The following is a 24,211-nucleotide window of genomic DNA, read 5'->3' as shown; positions in this document are numbered from 1 at the left end:
ATGGGAAAACCTACCGGATTTTTAGAATTTACCCGCGAACTGCCTAAAAAGCGGGACGTAACTGCGCGGCTTCACGATTATAAGGAAATTGAACAACCGTTTTCGGAAGCTGACAGCCAAAAACAGGCCGCCCGTTGTATGGACTGCGGTACGCCTTTTTGCCATAGCGGTTGCCCGCTGGGAAACATTATCCCTGAGTTTAACGATGCGGTGTATGAACAGAACTGGGAATATGCCTGGGAGATACTGTCGTCGACTAACAACTTTCCTGAGTTTACCGGGCGTATTTGTCCGGCTCCTTGTGAGTCGGCCTGCGTGTTGGGAATTAACAAACCACCGGTTGCCATCGAGTTCGTAGAGAAATCGATTGCCGAGGTAGCGTTTGCTAAGGGATATGTGAAATCAGTACCTCCGATGAAGCGCACAGGGAAAACGGTGGCTGTCGTCGGTTCCGGACCAGCTGGCTTAGCAGCTGCCGCCCAACTAAACAAGGCGGGCCATATGGTTACGGTCTTTGAACGCGCAGACCAAATCGGCGGATTACTTCGCTACGGGATTCCTGATTTCAAGCTTGAGAAATGGACAATCGACCGCCGGCTTGCTGTGATGGAGGCAGAAGGCATCACCTTCCGCACTGGCGTGAACGTGGGTGTAGATATTAAAGCCAAAGATCTTCTGGCCGACTTTAATCTGGTGATGCTCACTGGCGGATCAACCGTTCCGCGTGATTTACCGATTCCGGGTCGCGAGCTGACAGGTGTTTATCCGGCGATGGAATTCCTGAGCCAACAGAACAAGCGAGTGGCTGGTCGCTCGGTAACCATTGACCATCGGGGCGTTCCTTACTATAACGGGGAACTGCTGGCAACGGATAAAAACGTAGTCGTTATCGGTGGTGGTGATACTGGTTCTGACTGCGTAGGCACGTCGAATCGGCATGGCGCGGCTAGTGTAACGCAGATTGAACTGATGCCGATGCCGCCGAAAGAGCGGGCCGATAGTACACCCTGGCCACACTGGCCTATGATGTTGCGCACCAGTACCAGCCATGAAGAAGGTTGTGAACGCCACTGGTCGATCAATACGAAAGCCTTCATTGGTGATGAAAATGGTAAGCTGAAAGCACTTCGTCTGGTTGATCTGGAGTGGAAGTCCGAAAATGGCCGTATGCAGATGGTGGAAAAACCAGGCACCGAGCGCGATGTTCCATGCGAACTGGCCCTGCTGGCGGCCGGTTTTTTACACCCACAACACGAAGGGTTGTTGACAGATCTAAACCTTGAACGCGACGAGCGGGGTAATGTTAAAACCCATAATTATCAGACTGTTAGCAACCCAAACGTATTTGCTGCGGGAGATATGCGTCGTGGTCAGTCGCTTGTTGTCTGGGCGATTTCAGAAGGCCGTGAAGCGGCTCGTGCAGCCGATCAATATCTAATGGGCGAAAGTATGCTGGAAGCGAAAGCGGTTTCGATGCTGGCTACTGCATAACGTACCTGAATACCTTATAAAGCCCGGATGTCTGTAACGATGTCCGGGCTTTCGTATAACTGGTTAGTTGAGGTGACTGCTGACGGCCTTGATCCAGATACTTCGGCCCAGACAGTTCCAGTGTGAATCGCCCAGAGCGTATACGGACTGGTTCTGTTTACGGTACAGCGAGTAGACGTCGACAATAGGTACGTTCAATTTGGGATGATGTTGAACCCGTTCAATGAGGTGGTTGTATGGCTGCCGGTCAGGCTCCAGGATTGTGGCTTTATTAGGCACGATGGAGAGCACTACTTTGTCGAAACCTAACGCCTGATAACGAACGGCGGCCTTATTGACGGTGTTGACCAGATCGGCTACTTCGTTATCTGGTAGGGGAGACGTACCTGCGTTTAGACGCTTTGTAGAATCGGTGTCTAAGGCGATAAATAGGTGTTTTTTGTTCTGCGACACGGCCACGTTTGGGCTGACACGATTAAATGCGTTCATGGTCAGGCTTGCCTTGATTTCTTTGAACCATAAAAAAACGTCATGGCTGAAAAGTACTGTTTCCAGACGCTCTTCGATTCCCTCCGAATGAATGAGATCGACAAGCTGTTTGCCAAAAGAGGGCGACTGCTGTTTTGAACCATTCGTTCTGTTTGAGTCGCTGACAATAAACAAATTGTCTATAGGATCAATTGGCGTTGCCGCCGCGTGTTCCCGAAAATGGCGCTCAACAGATTCGACGAGTAGCACATTGTTGGCCGTTGGGTCTAGCTGAATTGTATCTTGTTTGTCCCAACGCACACGTTTGTAATAAGATACGGGAAAGTCCTGCTGGCTTAACCGCTCTGGTTCCGTGAAGCTATCGCCAATTACGTAAAGGTGGGTACGTGCCGTATCCGACGAAACCGTAACGGCTGGGCAGAGAGTGACCGGATCTTTGAACTGAGGCAGGTTCGATAACCTGTACAAATCGCCATACCGGTAATCATCGACAATAATACTGGTCTGGTACAGCCAGTGCATAACTGGTTGGGAGCAACCACCCAGCCACAATATACTCACAACCAGTAGGGTAATAACTCGAACAAGCTTCATTGAAGTCGGATCGTAAATAACTGAACGGCTTTCTGAATACTACTCACGACATATAATTCGTTTAGCTGTGCATCATACTGTAACGTAACCGGGAACAGGCTGGGAATAGGTCGATCGCCAATCCGTTGTCCAGACATCGTGTAGAGGGTGGTAAAGTTACCTGATTTTACAGCAAGCACCTCAACGCCATTGCCCAGTCGGTGATATTGTAAATGGGTTTCCTCTGGCCGTAGGTTGCGAAGCTCAAACTGCCGGTTTCCCTGGTCATTGAGGATGGCTACGTCTGTATCGGTTGTACGCAATAGCACATACCCTGTTTGTTCAGCATCAGGAAATAATCGGAATTGCCCCCCGCGCAAGGGTCTATACAACTGTTTGCGCTTAGTAACAAGGCCATTTTGGTTCAACGAAAGTAGTACCCCCGACGTTGTAATGGTTGCGATCCTGTCCTCGGCTGGTAGCCAGAGTGCCGGACCGGCAAATTGTGTACTATCTCCCTGAAGATCAAGTAGTACCGGGAAATGCGGTGTTTGCAGCAGCCCTGCTTTTCCGCCCTGATCGGTCCATCGATTCAGCCATCTATCGGTTTGTAGACCCAAGACGATAGCCGACTGATTTTGGTTGATCACCTGGAACGGAAGTAGCAATGGTGCTGATTTCCGGCTGGTAAACAGCCGGTTAAGTTTTTGCTGCCGGCGGTCGAGGCCATAGATTGACCCATCTTTGTGCGCAATTAACGCTACCACATCGGGTAACTGACTACTCCCGCTGAACCGGGTAATCAACGACGTTTCCAGCCCCTGCGGCCGATCGATTCGTTGAAGTTGTACTGTTCGGTTACCTAAATCTGCAATGTATAGTGAGCGATCTGTCAGGAAAAGATATTGGAGTCTGCCGTTGTTACGCCAGTCAACCCCTATGACGTTACTGCGAATGGGACCGTCGGTTGTATCCTGAACTATCTTGTCTTTGGCCGTGGTCAGCAAAACAAACTGGCGGGCCGAGTTCTGCGCCCAAATCTGAGCCGTTGGATCCGACAGCCGACCGACAACGACTGGGGTGGCAATCAGGCTGGCGTTGAACGGTATGCGTTTTCGGAGTAATAATTTATTCAATATTGTTGTATCAGCCTGCCTCGTAGTCCGGCCTAGAATCACCGTCGACAGGATATGATCTGCTCCATAGGTTGCCTGATACGCCAGGTTCTCGATCTGTCCGAATGGAGCTGTTCCGAGTAAGGATTGCCACGAAGCAGGCCACTGCCGGGTGACCGTCATTCCAGACCGATTCAATTGAGTGAAGGTTGTCAGATGAGCAGGCCGTAAGGTCTGGTTCAGCAGTTGCGTGAGCCTCTTGTCGGTAGTCCAGACGGTCTTGCTGTTCAGCTGCGTCAGGTATGTCTGCAGCGCCGCCTCGGAGTTGCCCAATATCACGTACTTATCATGCTGCGTAATCCAGGTCTGTGGAAATCCGGTAAACAGGTTTGATAACAACGTTGCCGGTAATTCGCTGACAGAGAGCGGTAATAGCTGATGGCCTAAAAAAGTACGAGGGGCACCGGCCCTGTTGGCGCCAAATCTATAGGCAACTTTCTGAACGATCTGACTTAGGGTTCGAACGTCCGTCGATTCAAGGACAATGATCTGATTGGTAAGGGCATTGGTGGCTTCGTAGCGGCAGAGCAGTAAATCGCCTGATAAGGCAGCGTAAAAATCGGGCAACAGATCACTCGAACGCTCCATACGTTCTTTCAATCCGTCATTATCTGTATCGTTGATCAGGCGGACGAGTGCTTCCCCAAAACGGGTGGTATTCGACAAACCAATGTGGTATAAGGTTGCAATGCGAGCAGGAATCAGATTGCCGCTACGGATGCGATGGGGGGTCTGGCCGGTAAATAAACTGGAAATTGCTTGTCTGTTACCTACCGCATCTGAAGCGAATCCTATCCAGTGACTAGGGGAAGCCGATCGTCTGAACTGTAGCGTCATGGCCTGCGGCAGAAAAAGGCGTAATAACGATCCGGCCGACGATTTGGCGGCTACTAATTGGTCCAGGGTTTCGGCCCGTACGTAAAGCGTAGCCAGATTTTCGGGCGAATCGGGAAACGAAATGCCGGCAGCAGGAACAGTTTGGTGAAGGTGCCGGGCCACGTTTTCGGCCAGTACACCTGACGGGCTACCGATCAGACATTGCTTGTAGAGCAGAAAAAAACCGTACGACTGGTTTGTCAGATCCCGAAGGTTATAGATGGTTTGCCCCTCGTATTGTCGGCTCAATACCCTGAATCGGTTAGGATCGGGCTGCTGTAACTGCTCAATTACCTGCTGATTATCGGTTACGGGAATGTAGAATACAAAGTCCAGTGCGTCGCGCGTCACCAAATGGAGGGAGTAGCGAATGTTTTTCCTGTTCAGAAAGCGCGCTGCGTTTGTTGAGTCCAGGCCAGACGCAATGACCCGTTGAAGCCGGTTGGCTGCTGTTGTGAAAAGCGGAAGTTGACGAATGGATAAACCCTGTACCGGATTAGTCGGGTTAAAAGCAGCACCGCTCTGCAACTCGCGACTTTCTATAATCAGGAGTGCGTCGTCGGGTACGTAGCGAGCTATTGACTGCTGGGTATTTGCCCAATACTGATAACCAACCCAGCCCAATAACGCAAGCACGGCGCTACCGAGGAGCCACCAGACAGGTCTTTTCATCGCGCAGGGTTAGTCAAAAAAAGGTAGCTGGCAATGGCCAGCTACCGGTATTTCTAGCTTATTTACCCCACATGGCATTTGCCGTTTCGGGGAAGAAAAGTGTCAGTTCAGGTACGTCGTTAACTACCCGGTTAGCCCATTCAACACCCTGCATCAGCGAGTGATCCTGATTGCTCACTTCGTATTTCCAGGCACCAAACCGGCCACGTGACTTAATGCCAAATGGTTCAAGCGCCGGTAAAACGGCTTTCAGGATACCATCACGTTCAACAGATGGGGTTGGATATCCGTAGTCGAATGCCTGGTGGAACGTAGATACAACATCATCAGCCGACTCGATCAACTGATCTTCGATCAAGGCCTTGATCGTATCGTTAATCAGCGTTTCCCGATTTACCGGTTTGGCCGACGATTCACTCGTTTCGGTCATCAATGACCAATACTGCTCAGCATCCGGCACATTGTTTGGACTGTAGTTCGAGAATACCGTCACCCGGTAATAAGGGCTATTTGACTCAGGAAAATACATCCAGCACATTGTTTCCAAACTCTTCTTCGGCTTGCCTTTCAGACCGATACCTACCACATTTGTTGATGAGTGCTTCAGCCCTTGTGCTGTGTCAACAATTTGAGGGTCAAGACCTTCTACTTTACGGGTGAAGATGTCGAGAGGTACTGTGCTTAGCAGGTGATCGTAGGTGATCGTTTCACCACTGGCGAGCACAATCTTCTTCTCGGGGCCAACTACCTTCTCGACCGTGGCGTTCAATTTAATCTTTTCACGCCCAACCAGATTACCAACTGATTCCCAGATGCCACCTGTTCCGCCATGTTTTGGGAACTGGAATGTACTGTTTGGTCCCCACGAGAAGTCGTCCTGATCAAACAAAATGTTTTTAGTAACCCGACCCAGGTCTGTTACAGCAACGCGTTCGCCCACCCACACCGCATTCATTTCTTCGGTTGGATACGCCCACACCTTGAAGTTGTACGGAAACATAAACGTCTCGGCCAAACCAGGGCCAAACGTTTGAAGAATCCATTCGCGGAAGTTTTTCGGTTTGGTGTTCGTCGGATTTTTGTACACATGGATAATACCTTCAAGGCACTTCCACATGGTATCCGTTGTCAGATACTTGATGTTATTCTGAAACGGATACGGCACAAAGCGGTTTTCAATCCAAACCCATGATTCGCGCTGGTGTTTCAGCCAACCATCCTCGCCCAATGCTTTAAGCATCAGATCATCGAAGTATTTGTAGTGCGAAAACTGAACGTGGCCACCCACGTCCCATGTAAAACCTTTTTCGTCGACGAAACTTTTTGATAAGCCACCGATCCGATTTTCTTTTTCAAGGACGACAAAATCTGTAACGCCCAGTTCGTTGAGTCTGTAAGCGGCACCTAAACCAGTTGGTCCAGAACCGATTATAACGTATTTAGTATGCATTTTTGAGAATTAAATGAAAACGAATCGACAACGGAAAAGTCGTTGTGAAAACTTAGTGCAGTACTGGCTCCGGCTTACGCAGGGCGGCCACTTTGCTACTTAATTCAAGTCGGAACTGGGCCAGCTCTTTAAAGCTCTGAATACAGACCTTTAATAGCTTCCATTTTAGAATGGAGACTGTACCAGTTAACCGCTCTTTATGTGTTATCGGAATATTGAACAAGTCGTTACCAGCTTTTCGGGCCATGACTGCCAGGAAAATATTGGGCGCAAATGGAGTTGGTGTTGGCAACTGAGCCAGTAAGCGTTTCAGAAAACTGCCTCTGATAAGCCGAAAAGGAATGTTACTATCCTTTATATACGTACCGTAAATCAGGAAGATACTGATACGCAGAATTCGGGTTATGATCAATCGGGCAAGGGCATCGTACCGAACTTCGCGACAGCCGAGAATAAAGGGAGACTCATGCCGCTTGTTCCATAACTTCATAAAATCGTCGGTAACGAACTGGTCGTCGCTGTCTGTCTGAAACACATAGTCGGAGTCAACGGCGACAGCCTGACGGTATGCATTAACTACTGCATTTCCGTGGCCGCCATTTGGCTGATGCACAACGATCAGCTTTGGATGGTTCGGCTTAATTTTATCGAGAATAGCACCGGTCTTATCTTTTGACCCATCGTTAACGACTATCAGCCGGGTGGTTTCCGTTGGAAACTGTTGATCTAACAGATTTGTCCAAAGGTTTACAACGTCTTCAATACAGGCTTCTTCGTTGTAGGCCGGCATGACAATCGATAACAATACGCTCATGAAGTCAAGAAGTAGGTCAATGGGGGCTGTATGGTGGAAACACGCTATAAACAGCGGAGTTCTCCTACAGTTAACTATGCAAATATAGGTATTTGTTTGGCTCATGTGCCCTGAAAACGGGCTTCATTAGGTAGTGGCTCTAATCTGGAAAGGCTGTCACTGGCTGCTTACCAATTTACTACTACGCTGACGCTCGTTGATATGGCCGGGAAGGCAGAGTTGGCTGTTTCAACTGTCTCCGATCAGACAAGCTGCAACCGGCACGGATGCATTGTAAAGCTACTCTACGTGTATGAGCAAACTAATAGGCAAATCGATCCTTGAGCCGATTAATTGGCTTCTCGATCAGGAACCAGGATATGGTTGCCAAACCAATGGTCAAGAGTAGAAAATACGCGAACTGGAAGGCATAAGAGGTGTCAAGAACCGGGAAATAGCCAGCCAGTTTTTTCCATGCCCGTAACGCAATGTGGGTCTGTTGGGTATGGTACACATTGTAGATGAAGTTGTGATACAAATACAACCCGTAGCTGATCTGGCCCAAATACTGGCTCACCGGATTTTCCAGCAGGGCTTTCATTGGCCCTTTAAAACCTAGAATGGCTTTACCAATCAGAAAGAAACCGAGGAAGGAGGCGGCGAGCCGTTCCCAGACGTGCGCATAGATATTAAACGCATGGTAATCTGTAAGCGGATGTTGGGCCGCGTTCGTTCGTGCGCCCCAGACAACGAGTCCGAATAGAATAATGCTTACCACTAGTCCGGTAGCGGGCCTGAATAAGGTTTCGAAACGTTGGCGGTGGTATAGCCACAGCCAGGCCATAAACAATCCCAGGCCAAATGCGTCGAGACAAGTGGGCATCGATACGTACCCAATGAACCAGGTGTCACCATGGATCATCAGTCCGTATCTGAGCAGCACACTGCCGGCCAGCATGAGTATGGCGGTAGGCATCACCCAGCGTCGCGGCAACAAAAACAACAGCATAGGCATGAACAGATATACCTGTTCTTCAACCGCCAATGACCACAGGTGGTCAACTGTGCCCATCCAGGTGGCGTAGCGGGCAATGTAGATGTTACTTGCGTAGAGTGACAGCCATCCGATTGTTTTGCGTACAGGGGGTTCATTCAATACATACAGAACAAACAGTGTGAGGTAGTAAATGGGAAAAATGCGGAGTGTTCGGCGTATATAAAACGTTTTCAGATAACCGCCTAGGTGATCGACTTTGGGTAGTGGTAGCTTGTCTTTACCAGCCAAGAGTATGCGCGAAATAAGAAAGCCACTCAAAACAAAGAAGATGGTGACCCCGAGCGACCCAAGCGGCAGAAACAGGATCGGCGGCAAACGCTCCGCTGTCCAGTGGTCTATTAAAACAAGGGCTACCGCAATGAATCGCACGCCATCTAGCTGAACAAGATGGTTGAGTGAAGGGCGGGTAGCTGATTTAGTTGATGGTGTCATAGCATATTCCGGACTACCAGTTTTTGGCAGGTCCGGTAGAAAGCCGATGCGGAGCAACCGTCACCAGTTGGTTAGTTGGCCTGACTAGTCCGTTGGGTTGATCGGTAGAATAGAGCGCAATGAGTACGTCGTAGGTGCCAACATCGAGTTCGTTACTCGGAATAGCTACCTCGATGGGCTGACCGGCTGGGTAGAGAGGGAGTAAATTAAGCAGAACGCGCCAGTGCCGTTGTGGCGATGGCATGACAGGATACAGGTAGGTACGTTTAGCTGATCGCAGCACCACGCTTATTCCTGCGTCTGGTTCTTTGAGTGAAGGTATCAGGTTCGCAGACGGGCTTTTCAGTCGAATTACGTAGGTGTCGTTCCGCTTGACCAGCGAATCAACCGGGAATTGGGGATGCTTACTTTCGGTATAAAAAGCAGGTAACGTGGCGTCGTAAAAAGCAGGCGCATTATCAATTAGTTGGCGGGTGACGGGGTCGAGCGTAGACACGGGCCGGTTGGTGGTGTAAGTCCAGTTGTATTGCATCGCCAATAACATCTTTCGTAAGCTGATGCTCTCATGGGTATTGAATCGAAAGGCACTCCACCAGAAGATACCACTGATAAGCAAGCCCGAAAATGCCATACTCACAGCTACGGTTGCGTTGGTACGACCGCTTGCGTAATAGGCTGATATGCAGTATGTATAGGTTAAAGCTAACAGTGTTAAGGAGTAAATTCTGTACCGACTTGTCAGTAGCATGTCCTGCCCATAGCCGTATCGGCTCCAGACTACAACTACGGCCGTTCCCAGCAGGAAGGCTACAGCTCCAAGGCCAAATGTCTGGAGAGTTGTCCAAGCGATTTTTCTGCCTGATCTGGCCACTGCCTGTAGGAAAATCAGGCACCAGAAAAGTAGGAGTACCCCTCCCAATATGATACTGTACAGGTATGGTGTAGCGGTTGGCAGCGCGTCAACTGCGGCACCAAGAAAGGCCAGACAACCGCCGGCCAGATCGAACAAACTGCCTCTGGTTGGTGGATGGGTTGTGGGTTGGACATAATCGCCGAAGTAGACTGCGATCAGTAGCACTGCTGCTAGACTCCATGGCAGTAATTGTCGTGTTCGGTGCTGAGCCAGCAGCATGACAAAGCCAATGGGCCAGACTAAAAAGCCATTGCCACTCACCAGGGTCGCCACCATCGCCAGCGCAATGGCCCAGCCAATTCGAGACTGGTAAGACAGCAGGAACAGGCAGGCTAATGACCAAACGACGATCGAAAAATTCTGGATCGACGACAGCGCCCAGTACAGATTTTCCCACTGTGCCAGGGTGATAATGAACAAGGCGACAGGCGGGAGAAAGAGATACCAGCTCCTTACATATTGCTTCAGAAAAAAGCCAAAGAGGGCTACCAGAGCCAGCAAACTGAGGTCGCCGTAGATCATCAGGCGCTTAAAACTGAGTTTACCAAACAGGCTATAATCGGCCCAGGTCAGCAGACGGTCATAGGCAATGCGATGTTCATTATGCTGCTTTACAACCTGCCTGAACCATCCTATCGGCGAGGTTTCCTGCTCCAGAGCAATTAAAAATGCCTTCAGCGCATGGTCATCCCATTTAGGTACGTTCACGGCAAGACCAGCCCATGCCCAGCTGACAGCCACTATGGGTATGGCGGTGAAAATCAAGGCATACAGCCAACCCAACCAGGCTGACCTGCTGGTCGCTGCTGCGGAGCCTGGGATAGTGGGCCGCGTTGGCTGACGGAACTGGGTAAACGACATGGTTCGGCCTTTAGTAGCGATAGGTCTGGCCTTTAAAGTCAAAGATAAGCACCCGTTTCCCGGTTTTACCCTTCACCAGCCAAATCCGGTCTGACTGCGTGGTGTCCATACGTTGATAATAACTGGCATCTTTGGGCAGATACAAGTTAGTCAGCTGGGCGTCTTTAATTGAGAACGGCCAGTATGTCTTCTCAATTTCATCGGCTGGGTGAAGACGGATAGCCGGGTACAGAACGGTATCGCCGGGGCTATACTGCTCCCGGATCGAGGTAGCTGCCGTTATGTATGGATTCTTAATTCGTGGCTTGAAAAATTGGGTGTATTTAGGGGCAACGTCGTCAAGTATCCGTTTGTCCAGCGCCAGGATGTAATAGCCCTGCACAAGGACGATGGCACCCAGGGTCAGTTGTAAGAAGCGGGGCATACGCAGGAGTTGATCGAGCATCATGCCAAGCAGAATGATGGCGTAGGGGAATGAAAAACTGGTATAACGCTGCGTAATACCATAGGTATGATCGTTTTTCAGCGCCATTATTAACAGGAACAATGTTGGGGTAATGAGCAACATGATCAGCAAGACGATGAAGCGACGCTGATCTGTAATCCTGTAAGATCGTACGGTCTGGTACAGCAGGTAACCGAACAGTGGCAGCGCCGCCAAGACCACCTGTTGGCCTGATTTGATCGTGGCCATCAGTAGTACACCCGCTAAAAGCACAGGAACGGCTACCGGCACCCATCCGGGTACTGTAACGGCCCGCCGATAGCGCCATACGATCGCCAGTGCTATCATTCCGATGAAAAGACCAAGCAGCGTATTCCGTCTGCCGAGCGCGTCAATTGTCAGGCCGTTGGTGAGCCAGAAAAGATCAGCAATAACTGGCATAGCCATTTTGAGCACGTTTGGTATCGTGCCGGGCAACATATAGCCAAAACCGTTGTTTGTGGGGTTGGTGTACGCCAGATTTCGGTAAAACTGGGCCTGATAGGCCATCGTCATGAAAATGTATTTCCCTCCTCCAATCGTAAACCAGGGTACCAGCAACACGAGTGTAGCAAGTAGCCAGGTTGATCCTAATGCCAGGTACGTTTTAAACTCGCGGACATAAAAAAGAAGGTAAAGACCATGGGCAACAAACACCATTGCTCCCAAACTATGTCCCAAAATGGTCAGTGCATACGTTAGACCATAGCCTACATATAGGCTCCAATGAGCGTTGCCAGTGCTCCGCCGGTCCAATATGCGTAAGAACAGGTACGTTGAGAGCAACGACACGAAGATGGTCATGCTGTAGCTGCGGGCCACGTGTGCATAAGCCACAAAGAACGGTTCAGTGGCGGCGAGCGCGGCACTAAACAGACCAACCCGTTCAGAGCCGGTATAGCGCACAGCAAGCAGGTACGTTAGTAGTACCACGCCCATACTGAAGAGCACAGACAGGAACCGGGTCGAGTAATCGTGGATGCCGAAGAGATCAATCCAGAGCGCTAACAGACCTGTGTAGGCCGGGCTGTTGCTGATATCGCTGCGAATAATGGCTTCGTTGTAGTCGGCCAGTGTTTTTGGCTTCCAGAATTCAGCGGGTGTGAAATAGGTTTTACCAGGCGTAAAAAAAACATCGCGCTGATTCGCTCCTTCCTGAACAACGCCCTGAGTACACACGAGCGTAAACTTCTCGTCGAGGAAAATCCCATGAGCGTCAAGCTGATAGACGCGAAGTCCGAAGGCTACCAGCAGAATTATCGACAGGATGAGTAGGGTAGACCGGGAAGTAGAAAGAAAGCCGGGTTGGCGAAAATTCATGTGTAGAAATAGCCCTGAGGCAATCGGGGGGTGGTTGCAAAGTACGGTAAGCCCCCGTTAACTTACAAAGTCAGGATGGTGAATTCTACCCGACGGTTGAGCCGCCGCTTCTCTTCTGACTCATTACTGGCAACGGGTTTGCTGGGTCCCCAGGCTTTTGTCTGAATGCGGGCTTCGGTTACGCCTTTCGCTGCCAGATACTGTTTCACCCGTTGCACGCGATCTTCTGCCAGCTTCATGTTCAGGTTCCACTCGCCCTGATTATCAGTGTGTCCCTCTACCAGAATGGTCATGGACGGGTATTGTGCCATCAGGGCTGTTAACTGGTCCAGTTCAGCTTCAGACCCAGGTAATAGATCGGCTTCACTCTGTTTAAACAGTACACCCCGCAACACTACCTTAGCGCCTGGCTGGATGGGCATCACGTACAAGTTTCGTCTGATGTCGCGGAACCGTTTGTCGCGGCTCAGGTCCAGTGTTTCGGTCATAGGGAAATAGCCGTCTTTCCGGGCCGATAACTTATAGGCTTTCTGCGTGGGAAGCACCATTTTGTACTCACCCGTTTCCGGGTCATATTCCACCTTGCTGAACTCCTTATCATTCTCCATCAGCCCGGAAATAACCTCCGTCGATACCGGTTTTTTGCTAATGGCATCGAGCACCTGTCCGGAAATGATCGCCACTGGCTCGGGGCGAATAGCCGGGTATAGTTTCAGCCTGAAAATGTCATCTTCACCCAGTGAGTTGGCCCTGGAACTGAGATAGGCGTAATCGCCGGAGGCAGGAATGGTGAAATAGCCGTCCCATTGAGGGGTGTTTACGGCTGGCCCCAGGTTCTCTGGAACTGACCAGTTGGTCCAGGTGTCGTCAAGGCGACGGGTAACGAAGATATCCCCGTCGCCAAAGCCAGGATGTCCTTCTGAGGTAAAATAGAGCGTTCGATTGTCAACCGCCAGGAAGGGGGCACTTTCTTCAGCTGCCGTATTGACCACGGCTCCCAGTGATTTAGGCTCGCTCCAACTGAGGTCTGGGCGGCGGAAGGCAACGTATAAATCCCGGTCGCCTTCTGTTTCGGTACGTTGCAGCGCCAGTAGCATGGTCATTCCGTCGGGTGAAACCGTAATTTCCATCCGGGGGGCAGTAGATTCTCCGCCGCCCGTGGGTGTTGATTGCTGCGTGTAGTTATTCGTAATCTTACACTCGCGCGGGAAGGTCCAGCCGCCACGTGCAAACGTCGATTTAGACACACCGAACTGTAACGTGCCATCTGGTTTGTACACGTTCAGCAGGTAAATCGTTTTACCGTCGGGCGAAATACCGCTGATCGCGTTGTTATCAGCGGTATTGATCGGGGCACCAATATTTTTGGCCTCGCCCCAACTGCGGTCCGGGTTGAGGGTGGCGAACCAGACGTCTTGGGTTTTTCCATTGCCCACGTTTCCCTTGTTCGTTCGGGTAAAGTAGAGCGTCTTGCCATCAGGAGAGATAACGGGGGCAACTTCCTGTCCGGCAGAGTTTATGGTATTGCCCAGGTTTTCTTTCTCCAGCGACTGTGGCGTATTAGGCGCTACCGTAACGTTGAGAACGACTGGTTTTTCGGCTGACGTGATGCCAATTGCATCAATCTGATTGATTCCTTTTGTACGGCTGGGGTTTATGATTACCTTCACCTGTTGCCCAACCAGCGAGCTATCCGGCAGAATAATGCGGAGCAGTGGATCAATCTGTTTGTCTGCGGCCCGTGCAGCTACTTGTTTTTCCGAAAATACGATGTGTTCCTGCTGCTTGTTGTCGTATACGATTACCCGTATGACTGCTCCCGGATTACCGGCTTCTGCAATCAGCACCTGACGGATGGCCTGTGGTTTTGCCATCGCCACCGTAATATATTCTTCGGTGTTACCATCTATATTGGCCGGTGCCCATGCGCAGGGCGTGCCTTTTGTCTGGTTGAGCACACTAGGTGCCCCCAAGGCCTGTAAAGCCTTCAGTTGTTTGCCACCGCCTTCACCTCGTCCTTCAGACGAAACACTGACGATTCGGTTAGCCCACTGTACAGCCTGACTATGGCCTGCTACAGGCAGTAAAAGCCAGAGTAGGGATAGCCACCGGGGACTTACCCGAAACAGGTTGGTTGGTTGAGGCTGAACCGGGAACATATAGTTGGTGAAGGATAAATTAATTGGTCATAACGTGGTATTCCCAGGGTTTGAGTGTCATGGTCATCCCTGTTTTCAATTCCATTGGCTTGTGCTCGAACACATCGGTGTATAAACCAGCATATCCATCGCCACTTAACCGAATGGTCTGAAGCTGGTTGCTCAGGTTTACCAAAACGACTACCCGATCGTTGTCGCGCTGACGTAGAAAGGCATACACCTGATCGTCGTGTCCGGTCGGAATTTTAATCAGTTCACCACCTGCTTCGCCATTCCAGAGGGCTCGGTTTCGATGCTTTAAGGTAAGCAATGATTTGTAAAAGGTGGCATCGGTGTAGGTTCCCCAGTTTATCGAGTCTTTTTCAAAGAAAAGTAACCGCTTGTTCAGACCAGATTCCATGCCGTTATAAACAAGCGGCATTCCGTTGAAGGTGCTTGTCAAAATAACGAAAGCTTTAGCGCCAGCCCCGAATGATTCGGTTAATGTTCCATTCCAGGTATTCTCATCATGATTCTGCGTAAACTGCATCTGATAAGCCCACCGGGGATACTCTTTCTTACGACTAGCCAGGAGTGAATCGATTGCGGTTGCTTTTGCTTTGCCTTTGGCAATGTCTTTCAGTAGTGCATGCATCGCCCAGCCGTAGTTCATGTTGAAACAAGCCTTGAATTGAGCCGGATCGGCTTCCCATTCAGACAACATAAATACAGGCTTAATTTTATCGAGCGCCGGCCGAACATCCTGCCAGAAGTTATCCGGAACCAACCCCGAAGCGTCCATTCTATACCCGTCAATATCAGCCTCACGTACCCAGAATGTCATCGCATCGATCATGGCGGCCCGCAAGTCAGGGTTGTCATAATTCAGTTCTACAACATCGTCCCAGCCAGTAGGCTTCCCTTTGTCATCGAGGGGTGAGGTCATTTTACCGTTTACGAGTGTATACCAGTCCGGGTGTTGTTTCACCCATGGATGGTCCCAGGCGGTGTGGTTAGGTACGTAGTCAAGTAGTACGCGCATGCCCAGATCATGTGCTCGTTGAACCAGATGTTTCAGGTCATCGAAGGTTCCATAGGCGGGATTGACAGCTTTATAATCGGCTACGGAGTAGGGGCTGCCGAGTGCCCCCTTCTTCTTTTCCAGGCCTATCGGATAAATCGGCATGAGCCAGACAATATCGACACCTAATTCTTTAAGCCGGGGTAACTGAATTTCTACACTGGCCAGATCCCCTTTTGCCGAGAACTGACGTACATTCACCTCATAAATGGTTGCGTTCTTCGTCCACTCGGGCGCAGGTACGTTGGAGCCGTTTTGGGTACTTGTGTCGGTTGGCGTAGTGGCTGATAACGATCCATTCTGGGCCTCCGTCTGCTCGGGATTTGTTCTGCATCCCCAAACCGTTCCTATCAGTAGGAGAGAGGCCAGGTAAATAAAGGTAAGTCTCATATTGGTTGTGTCAGTGCGGTGGCCTGAAGGCAATATAGAAGCTGGCTTTTCCCGGTGTTTCGGGTCAGGCCATGGGTGGAGTTGGGCGTTTTTTTAATTGCTCAATAGCTTGAAGTGGATCTGAAGCTCCAAATACGGCTGTTCCGGCCACTGCGTAATCTGTACCGGCGGCAAGTACCGAGCCAATTGTTTTCAGATCTACGCCGCCATCCACGCCAATCAGGGCTGAACTGCCCGCTTCGGTTAGGAGCCGCCTCATTTTCTGGATCTTGGGAATCGAGAGCGGCAGTAGTTTTTGCCCGCCAAATCCGGGGTTAATGGTCATGATAAGCACCTGATCGAAAGAATCGGTCAGGTCGGTCAGCAGCTCAACGGGAGTTTGCATGTTCAGGGCAACACCGGCCCGGCAGCCAGCTTCCCGAATCTGGGTAAGCGTACGGTGCAGGTGGGTACAGGCTTCGTAATGAACGGTGATGGCAGCAGCACCTGCTTTCGCAAACGCATCGACATACCGCTCGGGCTGCACGATCATCAGGTGTACATCGAGCGGCTTGGTGGCGTAGCGATGAACGGCATCCATTACGGGAAAGCCAAACGAAATATTGGGCACAAAAACGCCGTCCATCACGTCAACATGAAACCAGTCGGCTTTACTGCGGTTAATCAGTTCGACATCGCGTTGTAAATTGGCAAAATCGGCGGCTAAAATGGACGGAGCCAGTAGTAAATCAGTCATCGTGAACTCGTGAGCAGGCACGTCTAATAGGTGTGAGCCTGCATACTCTATATGCTAATCTTGTAAAACTAAGTTTTTTTGCCTGAATGCCGAAACCCCACCATCTTCGTAACTTCCAGAATCTGCCATTTCAAAACGGTACTATTTATACTGCTATTGCCTCTTATCCATGTTGCCACAAGACCGCATTCAGGAGCTGACGAGTCAGCTTAATTATTACAATGATCAGTACTATCAACATAGTCAGTCTGTTATAGATGACTTTACGTTTGATAAGCTGTTGGCCGAGCTTCAGTCGCTAGAGCAACAATATCCCGAATTAACGTTGCCCGATTCGCCAACGCTGCGTGTTGGCGGAACCATCAGTAAAGAATTTCACACGGTTTACCACCGTTTTCCGATGCTTTCGCTCGGAAACACATACTCCGAAGCTGACCTGACCGAGTTTGATGCGCGGGTTCGAAAGGGTTTGAATGGGGAGGCTTTCGAGTATATCTGCGAACAAAAATTCGACGGTGTTGCCCTTAGCATGACCTACGAGAACGGCGTCCTCGTTCAGGGTGCCACCCGTGGTGACGGGGTTCGGGGCGATGATATTACCAACAATATCCGTACCATTCGGTCGGTGCCGCTGCGTATCAACGCCGGGCAGTTGCCGGCCCTGTTTGAGGTACGTGGTGAAGGCTTTTTGCCGCTGGCCGAATTCGAGCGGATTAACAAGGAACGGGAAGATATTGGCGAGCCGCTGCTGGCCAACCCGCGCAACGCAGCTTCAGGTACGTTCAAGCAGCAGGATTCCGGCGCGGTGGCAAAACGCCGCCTGGATTGTTATCTGTACTCATTCCTGTCTGAAGAATCGGTTTTTGATACCCATGAAGAAAGCCTGCTGCAACTGGCCGATTGGGGGTTCAATGTGTCGCCGACCTGGGAAAAGTGTGCTGATATAGAGGCTGTTATGTCGTATATTGCCCAGTGGGAGACCAAACGCTTTACCCTACCGCTTAATACCGATGGTATTGTTATCAAAGTAAATCGCTATGATCAGCAGCGCGAACTTGGTTATACGGCGAAAAGTCCGCGCTGGGCTATCGCGTATAAATACAAGACAGTGGCAGCCACCACCACACTGAATAGTGTCAGTTATCAGGTTGGCCGCACTGGAGCAGTTACGCCCGTTGCCCATCTAACGCCGGTTTTGCTGGCTGGCACCGTAGTGAAACGGGCGTCATTACACAATGCCAATGAGATCGCCCGGCTTGGTATTATGCTGGGTGATACGGTTTTTGTGGAGAAAGGAGGGGAGATCATTCCGAAGGTAACGGGCGTAGATCTTAGCAAACGGTCTGAGGCCGTTCTACCCATCGAGTATCCAACGCATTGCCCGGCCTGTGGCACAGAGCTGGTTCGGCGCGAGAAAGAAGCCCATTTCTATTGCACCAACGAAAAACACTGCCCACCGCAGCGGCAGGCTCGGTTTGAACATTTCATTCAGCGACGGGCCATGAACATCGAAAGCCTGGGTGAGGGGAAGATCGAACTGCTGATTGATCGTGGTCTGGTTGAAACGCCGGCTGACCTGTATGAGTTAACCAGCGAAAAGCTGCTTGGCCTGCAGAAGACGTATCCGGCAGCGCCCGGCCCGGCTAGTCCGGTGCTTCATGAAGATGGATCGGAAGAGCCAGGGAAAACCAGGACGGTAAAATTCGGGCAGAAAACGGTCGATAATATCCTGTCGGCAATCGACCGTTCCAAATCACAATCATTTGCCAATGTGCTGTTTGCACTGGGTATCAGGTACGTTGGCAACACCACGGCTGATCGGCTGGTTGATTACTTCGGTTCCATTGGCGCTTTGATGGCTGCTCCGCTCGAAACACTGGCCGGAGTTCCTGATGTAGGGCCGCGTATTGCCGAAAGTGTGTACCTCTGGTTTCAGGATGACGAGAACAGGCGTTACATTGAGCGGTTACGGGCTGCCGGATTAACGTTTGTTTCTGAACGAAAAGAGGTGGCGCAGGAAAGCGAGTCGCTGGCGGGCAAGACATTTCTGTATACAGGTACGTTCGCCAATTTCAGCCGCGAGGCACTTGAAGAGCGAATAGCGGCCAATGGTGGCCGTCTATTGAGTGGTGTTTCGAAGAAACTGAATTACCTGATTGTTGGCGAGAATGCCGGTCCCTCTAAAGTACAGAAAGCTCAGCAATTGAACGTTACTCAACTAACCGAAGATGAGTTCATGGCGATGTTGGGCAGTGAATAAGGACTGATTTGCCGGTGCGCCGGGTGGCAGCTATTGACATAAGAATAGCCCCGGGTAGCCTGGGCGCGTACATCTCATTTCCATGCATTTTCTTGCGTAGTAGAGGCTGCTAAGTTTACCGGGCGCAAATTCACTACCCGAACCCAAATTCCTGTACCTTTGTAAGGGCCAATATGACCTTTCTCTGCTCATGCACACACAGTTTCACGGTGTGGGTGTTGCCATCGTAACACCTTTCAATGCGGACCATTCTATCGACTTCGATGGGTTTGGCCGGGTAATAAACCACGTCTCAGAAGGAGGCGTGCGGTACTTTGTGCTTCAGGGCACCACGGGTGAATCGCCAACGGTGACCAAAGCCGAAAAGCAGCAGTTGCTTCAGTACCTGAAAGAAAATAATCCACGGAGCCTGCCTATCGTATACGGGGTCGGAGGCAACGTAACAGCCGACGTTGTTGCGGGGATGAACGATATCGATTTTGAGGGCGTCGATGCTATTCTGTCGGTTTGTCCGTATTATAATAAGCCAGGTAAACGGGGTGTAATCGAGCATTTTACGCGCGTTGCCGATGCCAGTCCAGTTCCGGTCATTCTCTACAACATTCCGTTCCGCACAGGCATCAACATGTCGGCCGAAACAATTGTTGAACTGGCCCAACACCCGAATATAATTGGCGTGAAAGAGGCATCATGTGTGATCGAGCAGTGCATGGAAATTGCCCGCGACAAGCCAGAAGACTTTCTGCTAATCTCGGGTGATGATGTACAGGGTGTCCCCATCATCAGTATTGGTGGAGTGGGGGTTATGTCGGTAGTTGCCAATGCCTATCCTGCTCGCTTCTGTGGTGTTATTGATGCCGCTCTGCAAGGCGATTTCCGTACGGCTGGCCGCGAGTTGGGTCATTTCCTGCGTATCGATCCGTTATTGTACGAAGAAGGGAATCCGGTTGGGGTGAAGAAAATTCTGGAAATTATTGGCTTAATCGGATCAGATGTTCGTCTGCCGCTGATGAAAGCATCGGATGACCTGGGCGAACGCATGAAGCAGGTGCTTCAACAGGATCATTTTATTATGGAACTGGTTGCCTGATCAGGCTCACTGTTACATGAAAAAACGGCGTACCAATAACTGGTACGCCGTTTTTTCATGTAATCACGGCACGAGTAGGAGGGAGAAATGCTTGAACATTTAGACAAAATTCTGTGTTTATCAGACAAATGTCTATATTTGGGCTAATTAACCGAACGGATATATGGTTGTTCAGGATCGTAATAGATTGGTGTTGGCGGCCTTGCGCGGGGTACCGGCCCTACTGTTTTTTGAGGTAGCGGATAAAACGGGCTATCGGCGGGAACAGGTAGCCGAGGTCTTCGACACCTCCCTCAAAACGTTTCAGCGTTATGAACGGGAGGATCGTAAGCTAAACCCGCAGGATAGTGAGAAGGTACTTAAAATTCAGGCCTTATTTAGCCGAGGAACGGATGTTTTTGGTTCATCCGAGGCGTTCCGCCGGTGGATGGACAAACCCGCCTTTGGGTTAGGTGGACAAGTCCCTTTCGCCCTGCTCCATACATCCGGAGGCATCGATTTAATCATGGACGAACTGATCCGTATCGATTACGGTGATCTGGCCTAACGAGTGGAGGTATATCGAATTACCCGTGCTATCTACACCGCTCAACTGGTAGCGTCTGGCGGTTCTGCCCGATGGAATACCCGGGGACGTTTCGTGATCTATACGGCAGGTAGCCGCGCACTTGCCTGTCTTGAGAATGTAGTTCACCGGAGTGGTGAAGGGCTTCAGGATCTGTTTCGGGTTATGGTCATCAACGTACCCGACACGCTGCCCGTCGAAACAATTACCCTGGTCGATCTGCCGCCAGATTGGAGTGATTATCAGAACTATGACATTTGCCAGGCGTTGGGCGAATCATGGCTTCGTCGGGGAGCTACTCCTGTCATGCGCGTCCCCTCAGCCATTGTGCCTCAGGAGTGGAATTACCTGCTCAACCCGGCCCACCCGCTGTTCGCCGACATCCGGTTGCTACGAACAGAAGCGTTCGCGTTCGATCCTCGTTTAAAAGCGTAGCAGTTGGTTTGTCAGTGTATGAAACTACGTATCTGGGCGGGTAAATGGCTCATCGTCAGTAGCCAACAGCCAAACAGAGAATCAAGATTTTCAGCTACTGTTTCAGAAAGCGAATAATTGTATTTCAGTAAGAATATAGATATGTTCCACGGTTGCTGAATTGGTAAACTGCCGCATCTGCGAAATGAACCGTATAAGCCTATAGAAGCTCTATTTGCGGCTTTATTTTCACCATTTGCTGAAAATTTTGTATATTTGTATATAGCCCTTCCGTGTGGAACGGTATGGGCTGAAATTGCAAATTTTCGCGAAATTCCCCCTTCCGTTTATGGCAGAACAGACTCCCGAAATGGAGAATCCCAACAGTATCGTTCCGATTAACATTGAGGACGAAATGCGTGGGGCATACATCGATTATTCGATGTCGGTCATCATCTCCCGGGCTTTGCCCGATGTGCGTGATGGTCTCAAACCCGTTCACCGCCGCGTATTGTTTGGCATGGCCGAACTGGGTGTAAACTATAACAAACCGCATAAAAAATCAGCCCGTATTGTTGGCGAGGTACTGGGTAAATACCACCCACATGGCGACTCATCGGTGTACGATACCATGGTGCGCATGGCGCAGGACTGGTCGTTACGTTATCCGATGGTTGATGGGCAGGGTAACTTTGGTTCCGTCGACGGGGATTCACCGGCTGCCATGCGTTATACCGAGGCTCGTCTGAAGCGTATTGCCGACGAAATGCTGGGTGACATCTACAAAGAAACGGTTGATTTCCAGCCTAACTTCGATGATTCTCTGGAAGAGCCAACGGTTATGCCAGCCAAACTGCCCAACCTGCTCTTGAACGGCTCGTCGGGTATTGCCGTAGGTATGGCCACGAATATGGCTCCCCATAACCTGACAGAGGTTGTTGATGGCATCACGGCTTTTCTCGATAATCCGGACATTACCATCGACGAACTGATCAAGTACGTGGTAGCGCCTGATTTTCCGACGGGCGGTACCATCTTTGGCATGAGCGGTGTCCATTCGGCTTTTCATACCGGTCGTGGCCGGGTCGTGATCCGGGCCAATGCAACCATCGAAGAAAATCGAGGTAAGACGCAGATCATCGTAACGGAGATTCCATACATGATCAATAAGTCGGTCATGCTGGAAAAAACCGCTGATCTCATCAACGAGAAGAAGATCGAAGGTATCTCAGCATTCCGCGATGAATCTGACCGGGATGGCATGCGGGTTGTGTATGACATTAAGCGGGATGCCAATGCCAGTGTTGTGTTGAACAACCTGTATAAGCATACGGCGCTCCAGTCGTCGTTCAGCATTAACAACGTGGCGCTGGTAAAAGGTCGCCCAATGATTCTGAACCTCAAAGATATGATGCGCTACTATGTGGAGCATCGCTATGAGGTTATTACGCGACGTACCCAGTATGAACTGCGTGAAGCGGAAAAGCGGGCTCATATTCTGCTGGGCCTTCTTATTGCTCTGGATAATATCGACGCAGTAATCGAGTTGATCCGTTCATCGAAGGATGCTGAGGTAGCCAAGAACGGTTTGATGGAGAGATTCGCTTTGTCAGACATTCAGGCGAAAGCCATTCTGGAAATGCGCCTCCAACGCCTGACCGGTTTAGAGCGCGCTAAGATTCAGGCTGAATACGATGAGTTGATGCGTGATATCGCCAACTACAACGATATTCTGGCCCGGGATGAGCGTAAGAAAGAGATCATCAAGGAAGAACTCGCCGATTTGCGGGCTCGGTTTGGTGATCCACGACGTACCCAGATCAATGCCCTGGGTGATGGTGATCTGGATGATCTGTCGTTGATCGACGATGAAGAGATGATCATCACGATTTCACACGAAGGCTATATTAAGCGGACCGCGTTGACTGAGTATCGTCAGCAGGGGAGAGGTACGAAAGGATCGAAGGGAGCTTCGTCGAAAGACGGTGATTTCACGGAACATCTGTACTCAGCCACTATGCACAATACGCTTCTGATCTTTACACAGAAGGGACGGATGTACTGGCTGCCGGTCTACAAGATTCAGGAAGGTGCCCGTGATGCCAAAGGTAAACCGCTACCGAACTATATACAGATCGACAGTGACGATAAAGTGCGGGCGGTGATCAATGTAAAAAATCTTGATGACCCCGATTACATCAAGAATAATTTCATTGTAATGTGTACCGAGCAGGGTACGATCAAGAAGACCTTGCTGGAAGCGTATTCGAACGTTCGGCGCACGGGTATCATCGCTATTACCATCGACGAGAGCGACCGTCTGCTGGATGTTGTTATGACCAATGGCGATAACGACCTTGTCATTGCATCGCGTGCTGGTAAGGCTGTTCGTTTCCACGAAACCCGGGTACGTCCAATGGGCCGTACGGCGGCTGGTGTAAAAGGAATTACGCTGGATGATGAGGCTGAAGATGACCGGGTGATCGGTATGGTCTGCATTGGTCGTCCGGACGCTCAGTTGCTGGTTATTTCTGAGAATGGATACGGAAAGCGTTCACCTATTGATGAGTATCGGGTCACGAACCGGGGTGCCAAGGGCGTAGGTACGTTGAAAATAACAGAAAAAGTAGGCGCGTTGGTGGGCATTCTCCAGGCATCGGATAGTGACGATCTGATGGTGATCAACCGATCTGGTATTCTGTTACGGACCCCGGTTAATGCAATCAATGTTATCGGGCGGAATACGCAAGGTGTTCGGATTATCAAACTGCGCGAAGGTGACGCAATTTCATCTGTGATGACCGTTGTACGCGATGAAACAGAGTCTGTAGACGATTCGGCAGAGGTTACCGCCACAGATGATACAGCATCGGAAGTAACAGAATAATTTCGTTAAAAGGGCTTATCTACTGATCAGAAAGAGCCTTCGGTTTAAACCGGAGGCTCTTTTT

16 protein-coding genes are annotated in these 24,211 nt (G+C 50.4%); 6 read left to right on the top strand and 10 right to left on the bottom strand.

Annotated features, from left to right (window positions below):
- The gene (locus J2I46_RS02280; RefSeq protein WP_207327308.1) at positions 1-1,491 is read left to right on the top strand and encodes a glutamate synthase subunit beta; all 1,491 of its coding nucleotides are present in this window, start codon (positions 1-3) and stop codon (positions 1,489-1,491) included.
- Positions 1,492-1,554: 63 nt separating this feature from the next.
- Here J2I46_RS02280 and J2I46_RS02275 read toward each other — a convergent pair whose 3' ends face one another.
- The 10 genes from J2I46_RS02275 to rpe form a co-directional block, all read right to left on the bottom strand.
- Positions 1,555-2,574: an alginate O-acetyltransferase AlgX-related protein gene (locus tag J2I46_RS02275; RefSeq protein ID WP_207327307.1), complete on the bottom strand. Its 1,020-nt coding sequence runs from the start codon at positions 2,572-2,574 to the stop codon at positions 1,555-1,557.
- Positions 2,571-5,276: a hypothetical protein gene (locus tag J2I46_RS02270; RefSeq protein WP_207327306.1), complete on the bottom strand. Its 2,706-nt coding sequence runs from the start codon at positions 5,274-5,276 to the stop codon at positions 2,571-2,573. Before J2I46_RS02270 ends, J2I46_RS02275 begins: the two co-directional genes overlap by 4 nt.
- Positions 5,277-5,334: 58 nt before the next feature.
- The gene (locus J2I46_RS02265; RefSeq protein WP_207327305.1) at positions 5,335-6,726 is read right to left on the bottom strand and encodes a protoporphyrinogen/coproporphyrinogen oxidase; all 1,392 of its coding nucleotides are present in this window, start codon (positions 6,724-6,726) and stop codon (positions 5,335-5,337) included.
- A gap of 52 nt (positions 6,727-6,778) precedes the next feature.
- On the bottom strand, positions 6,779-7,540 hold the full coding sequence (locus J2I46_RS02260) for a glycosyltransferase family 2 protein (RefSeq protein ID WP_207327304.1): 762 nt from the start codon (positions 7,538-7,540) through the stop codon (positions 6,779-6,781).
- Between the two features lie 301 nt (positions 7,541-7,841).
- Positions 7,842-9,008, bottom strand: a complete 1,167-nt coding sequence (locus J2I46_RS02255) for an acyltransferase family protein (RefSeq protein WP_207327303.1) — start codon at positions 9,006-9,008, stop codon at positions 7,842-7,844.
- A 13-nt stretch (positions 9,009-9,021) separates the two neighbouring features.
- On the bottom strand, positions 9,022-10,782 hold the full coding sequence (locus tag J2I46_RS02250; protein ID WP_207327302.1) for a hypothetical protein: 1,761 nt from the start codon (positions 10,780-10,782) through the stop codon (positions 9,022-9,024).
- A gap of 10 nt (positions 10,783-10,792) precedes the next feature.
- A complete protein-coding gene (locus tag J2I46_RS02245) occupies positions 10,793-12,586 on the bottom strand; it encodes a glycosyltransferase family 39 protein (protein ID WP_207327301.1) in 1,794 nt (597 codons plus the stop codon).
- Between the two features lie 62 nt (positions 12,587-12,648).
- On the bottom strand, positions 12,649-14,745 hold the full coding sequence (locus tag J2I46_RS02240) for an OmpA family protein (protein WP_207327300.1): 2,097 nt from the start codon (positions 14,743-14,745) through the stop codon (positions 12,649-12,651).
- Between the two features lie 19 nt (positions 14,746-14,764).
- Positions 14,765-16,195 (bottom strand): alpha-amylase family glycosyl hydrolase, encoded by a 1,431-nt coding sequence (locus J2I46_RS02235; RefSeq protein ID WP_207327299.1) that lies wholly within the window; start codon positions 16,193-16,195, stop codon positions 14,765-14,767.
- Between the two features lie 64 nt (positions 16,196-16,259).
- The gene (rpe, locus tag J2I46_RS02230) at positions 16,260-16,931 is read right to left on the bottom strand and encodes a ribulose-phosphate 3-epimerase (protein ID WP_207327298.1); all 672 of its coding nucleotides are present in this window, start codon (positions 16,929-16,931) and stop codon (positions 16,260-16,262) included.
- Between the two features lie 169 nt (positions 16,932-17,100).
- Here rpe and ligA point away from each other — a divergent pair, with 169 nt between their 5' ends.
- The 5 genes from ligA (at position 17,101) to gyrA (ending at position 24,147) form a co-directional block, all read left to right on the top strand.
- Positions 17,101-19,191 (top strand): NAD-dependent DNA ligase LigA, encoded by a 2,091-nt coding sequence (gene ligA, locus J2I46_RS02225; RefSeq protein WP_207327297.1) that lies wholly within the window; start codon positions 17,101-17,103, stop codon positions 19,189-19,191.
- A gap of 190 nt (positions 19,192-19,381) precedes the next feature.
- On the top strand, positions 19,382-20,281 hold the full coding sequence (gene dapA, locus J2I46_RS02220) for a 4-hydroxy-tetrahydrodipicolinate synthase (protein WP_207327296.1): 900 nt from the start codon (positions 19,382-19,384) through the stop codon (positions 20,279-20,281).
- A gap of 163 nt (positions 20,282-20,444) precedes the next feature.
- Positions 20,445-20,828, top strand: coding sequence for an Xre family toxin-antitoxin system antitoxin (locus tag J2I46_RS02215; RefSeq protein WP_207327295.1), 384 nt, complete (start codon positions 20,445-20,447; stop codon positions 20,826-20,828).
- A gap of 3 nt (positions 20,829-20,831) precedes the next feature.
- On the top strand, positions 20,832-21,281 hold the full coding sequence (locus J2I46_RS02210; RefSeq protein ID WP_207327294.1) for an RES family NAD+ phosphorylase: 450 nt from the start codon (positions 20,832-20,834) through the stop codon (positions 21,279-21,281).
- A gap of 328 nt (positions 21,282-21,609) precedes the next feature.
- Positions 21,610-24,147 (top strand): DNA gyrase subunit A, encoded by a 2,538-nt coding sequence (gyrA, locus tag J2I46_RS02205; RefSeq protein WP_207327293.1) that lies wholly within the window; start codon positions 21,610-21,612, stop codon positions 24,145-24,147.
- Positions 24,148-24,211: the final 64 nt, after the last annotated feature.

This window comes from Fibrella forsythiae (assembly GCF_017353175.1).
GTDB classification, from domain to species: domain Bacteria; phylum Bacteroidota; class Bacteroidia; order Cytophagales; family Spirosomataceae; genus Fibrella; species Fibrella forsythiae.
The sequence above is the reverse complement of the archived record's forward strand: the minus strand, read 5'-3'. Positions and strand labels throughout refer to the sequence as shown.

Coding starts and splice junctions, on each gene's coding strand:
- J2I46_RS02280 (WP_207327308.1), top strand. CDS start 1: ATGGGAAAACCTACCGGATTTTTAGAATTTACCCGCGAACTGCCTAAA.
- J2I46_RS02275 (WP_207327307.1), bottom strand. CDS start 2,574: ATGAAGCTTGTTCGAGTTATTACCCTACTGGTTGTGAGTATATTGTGG.
- J2I46_RS02270 (WP_207327306.1), bottom strand. CDS start 5,276: ATGAAAAGACCTGTCTGGTGGCTCCTCGGTAGCGCCGTGCTTGCGTTA.
- J2I46_RS02265 (WP_207327305.1), bottom strand. CDS start 6,726: ATGCATACTAAATACGTTATAATCGGTTCTGGACCAACTGGTTTAGGT.
- J2I46_RS02260 (WP_207327304.1), bottom strand. CDS start 7,540: ATGAGCGTATTGTTATCGATTGTCATGCCGGCCTACAACGAAGAAGCC.
- J2I46_RS02255 (WP_207327303.1), bottom strand. CDS start 9,008: ATGACACCATCAACTAAATCAGCTACCCGCCCTTCACTCAACCATCTT.
- J2I46_RS02250 (WP_207327302.1), bottom strand. CDS start 10,782: ATGTCGTTTACCCAGTTCCGTCAGCCAACGCGGCCCACTATCCCAGGC.
- J2I46_RS02245 (WP_207327301.1), bottom strand. CDS start 12,586: ATGAATTTTCGCCAACCCGGCTTTCTTTCTACTTCCCGGTCTACCCTA.
- J2I46_RS02240 (WP_207327300.1), bottom strand. CDS start 14,745: ATGTTCCCGGTTCAGCCTCAACCAACCAACCTGTTTCGGGTAAGTCCC.
- J2I46_RS02235 (WP_207327299.1), bottom strand. CDS start 16,195: ATGAGACTTACCTTTATTTACCTGGCCTCTCTCCTACTGATAGGAACG.
- rpe (WP_207327298.1), bottom strand. CDS start 16,931: ATGACTGATTTACTACTGGCTCCGTCCATTTTAGCCGCCGATTTTGCC.
- ligA (WP_207327297.1), top strand. CDS start 17,101: ATGTTGCCACAAGACCGCATTCAGGAGCTGACGAGTCAGCTTAATTAT.
- dapA (WP_207327296.1), top strand. CDS start 19,382: ATGCACACACAGTTTCACGGTGTGGGTGTTGCCATCGTAACACCTTTC.
- J2I46_RS02215 (WP_207327295.1), top strand. CDS start 20,445: ATGGTTGTTCAGGATCGTAATAGATTGGTGTTGGCGGCCTTGCGCGGG.
- gyrA (WP_207327293.1), top strand. CDS start 21,610: ATGGCAGAACAGACTCCCGAAATGGAGAATCCCAACAGTATCGTTCCG.